4 protein-coding genes are annotated in these 2,897 nt (G+C 47.7%); all 4 read left to right on the top strand.

The genetic code is table 11. The annotated features are described in order from the left end of the window. Positions 1 to 219: 219 nt before the first annotated feature. Positions 220 to 393 carry a hypothetical protein gene (locus tag DXZ20_RS37705; protein ID WP_250565883.1) on the top strand — a complete coding sequence of 58 codons (174 nt, stop codon included), beginning with the start codon at positions 220 to 222 and terminating at the stop codon, positions 391 to 393. 15 nt (positions 394 to 408) lie between these two features. After that, a complete protein-coding gene (locus tag DXZ20_RS22705) occupies positions 409 to 768 on the top strand; it encodes a hypothetical protein (protein WP_250565882.1) in 360 nt (119 codons plus the stop codon). After that, on the top strand, positions 741 to 1,595 hold the full coding sequence (locus DXZ20_RS22700) for a hypothetical protein (protein ID WP_163700934.1): 855 nt from the start codon (positions 741 to 743) through the stop codon (positions 1,593 to 1,595). Before DXZ20_RS22705 ends, DXZ20_RS22700 begins: the two co-directional genes overlap by 28 nt. A gap of 109 nt (positions 1,596 to 1,704) precedes the next feature. Then, complete coding sequence (locus DXZ20_RS22695) at positions 1,705 to 2,796, top strand: IS481 family transposase (protein ID WP_163700931.1); 1,092 nt, start codon at positions 1,705 to 1,707, stop codon at positions 2,794 to 2,796. Positions 2,797 to 2,897 lie beyond the last annotated feature (101 nt).

The following is a 2,897-nucleotide window of genomic DNA, read 5'->3' as shown; positions in this document are numbered from 1 at the left end:
AGAACTGCAGGAGTGTAGACAGCTTTTTTAGATTCTATCCAGAACAAACAGAATTATTTTTGTTAATTACCTACGGATTTATTGCCATTCAAAATTAATATTCTGAGAAAACTTGTTTTCTGGTGATTCACAGAATCTTTACCAGAATTCGGGGAAATGGCTGTGACTTTTTTTTCTCAGCACTTTGCATAATATGGGAACTGAGAAAAAAATTTTTCCATGACTGAGCAGAATTCTACCGTTGAGCACCAGATTCGTCCGACTGTTTTGCAGGACCAGCTTGGTATTAAAAAGGATGATTACTATGCTTATCTGAAGCATTTGGGTATCACGGCTGAGAAGGATTCTACGGGTAAGGCATTTCTAAATTCTGAGCAGGAAAATTTAATCTGATCGCTCCGTAAGCATGTGGTTGCTGGTGGAAAGATTGAGGCTTTTGAGGTTGATGAGCAACCGGCGGCGCTGGCTGTTGCCGATGGTGGCGAATTGGGACAGGTCACTGAGCAAACCGTTGAGGAAATCAATCCAGCCCAGGGGTTAGATATGGAAGCGCTGTATCTGGAGGCTTCTGAGCTTGCGGCTCAGCGGCTCACGGCAGGGCAACAGGTGGTGATGGCGATGGCTAGCCGCATGACCTATGAAGATTTGCATCCTACCGCTAAGGCTAAGGTTGACCATGTGCGGACGGTCGCTGCCCCAAAGTTCAATGCTCAGGAGGTGGCGGAAAACCTTCTGAATCAGTGTCGTCAGCAGATGCAGGTGGCTTAGGGCAGATAACCGAGGGGTTTAAGCATGTCTGCGCTACTATCGATTCGGGTAGCAGCGTTTTGGTGCTGGCTGAGTTGGGGATGGTGGGGACAATGCCCCAGGATTTGGCCAAGCATTATGGGGGTGAATTTGAGATCGCAACCGCCATTTACAAGGGCAGTGGCAAAAAGTTCTTTGTGGCTATTGCTGAACAGCTGGATATCCCAACGACTGAGCCAAAGTACAACAAGGAAGGTGAGCCGGTCGGTGAGAAGGCAATGACCATGGATGCGCTCAAGGATGAAATCGCTGAAAATATTGGTCCTCAGACGTTGCTGATTTTCCCTGAGGCAAAGCGACTGACGACGGGGGTGAGGTATTGGTTAGAGGATGCGATCTCAAATGGCGTAAAGGTCATCTGCTTTGCGGCAGCGAATCCTGGCCGGGATATTTTCTTGGAGATGCTGGAGGTTGAGCTAGAGCTGCCCAGCGATAAGTTGATCCGCGAGACGATGCAGGCCGAGGCGGAGCGGATGGGGTTGCAGTTGAGTCGGTCTCGGTTGGCAGAACTGCAGCCGTTGGCCGGACGTAATCCGATGCTGGCGCGGAAGGTGATTCGTAATGAGCGGCTAGGGTTAAATCGGGAGGCTAGTCCTCAGCACACTCAGTATGTTGTCATTATGCCAATTTTAATCGCTTGTTTGATGGCGTTTGGTGTAGTGCGATTTATTGGAATGGGAACGCGGAATAAGTCGCTGTATATTTTTGGTGGTGTGGCTCTGATTGCAGGAATGACCTTAAAACAGGTGGGTCAGGTGCGAGGTGCGAGGAAGCGTTTAGGGCAGTGAAGTTGATTAGAGGCTGTATGAAAAGTGGTTGTTGGTATCGAATTATGTGTAATAGTTAAGACTTTATCTGACACATCCTGTAAACTCACACTGAATCAGGAGTGTCACAATGAATACCCAAGACAAGATCGTCAAGAATCGCTTAGGCATCTTAAATCTAGCCAAAACACTCGGCAACGTCTCCAAGGCGTGCAAAGTGATGGGCGTATCGCGAGATTCGTTCTATCGCTATAAAGAACTCTACGAGACCGGTGGAGAAGCGGCTCTACGCGACATTGACCGTAAAAAGCCCTGCGTCAAGAACCGAGTAGACCCAGAGGTTGAAACCGCTGTCGTTGCGTTTGCCACAGACCAACCAGCCTACGGCCAGGTGCGTGTCTCGAATGAGCTGAAGAAACACGGCCTCTTTGTCTCTCCAGGCGGTGTTCGCTCTATTTGGTTACGTCACGACCTTCAAACGTTTAAGCTACGGCTCAAAGCACTGGAAGCAAAAGCCGCTCAAGACAACCTGATCCTCACCGAAGCGCAGGTAAAAGCCCTCGAAAAGGCGAAGGAACAAAAGGAAGCCCATGGAGAAATAGAAACGCATCATCCGGGGTATCTCGGCTCTCAAGACACCTTCTATGTGGGTCACATCAAAGGCATTGGACGGATTTATCAGCAGACCTTCATTGATACCTACACTCGGGTGGCTCAGGTGAAGCTGTATGACCGCAAGAATGCGCTGGTGGCCGCTGATACGCTCAATGACCGAGTAATCCCATTCTATGAGGAACAGAGCATTCCATTACTGAGGATTTTGACGGACCGAGGCACCGAATATTGTGGCAATGTCGAACACCATGAATATCAACTCTACCTGGCCATTGAAGACATTGACCATACGCGAACGAAAGCCAGATCACCCCAAACCAATGGCATTTGTGAACGCTTTCATCGCACGATTTTGGAGGAGTTTTATCAAATTGCGTTTCGTAAAAAAGTCTATCAAAGCCTTGAAGAACTACAAAACGATGTGGATGAATGGATAGAGTATTACAATTGGGAACGACCGCACTCAGGTCGATATTGTTACGGCAAGACCCCCATACAAACCTTTCTCGATAGTGCGCATTTAGCAAACGAAAAACAATTAGATCAATACGGAGAAAAAAGTGTAAAAAATCAAACACAACCTGACACATCTCTAAGTGTCAGATAACCCCCTTCTGTCAGATGAAGTTTGATCTATTACATCTAAAGAGTGCACAGACTTCTAACAATTGATGCCAGTCTTTAGATGAGCGTGCCAGACGAGACATC

The sequence above is a fragment of the Adonisia turfae CCMR0081 genome, assembly GCF_011009555.1.
Lineage (GTDB): Bacteria > Cyanobacteriota > Cyanobacteriia > Phormidesmidales > Phormidesmidaceae > Leptothoe > Leptothoe turfae.
Note: the sequence above shows the minus strand (reverse complement) of the source record. Positions and strands in the feature narration are given on the sequence as shown.

What these genes read in the sequence shown, in the direction of transcription:
- DXZ20_RS37705 (WP_250565883.1), top strand. Translation starts at nt 220, where the DNA reads ATGACTGAGCAGAATTCTACCGTTGAGCACCAGATTCGTCCGACTGTT.
- DXZ20_RS22695 (WP_163700931.1), top strand. Translation starts at nt 1,705, where the DNA reads ATGAATACCCAAGACAAGATCGTCAAGAATCGCTTAGGCATCTTAAAT.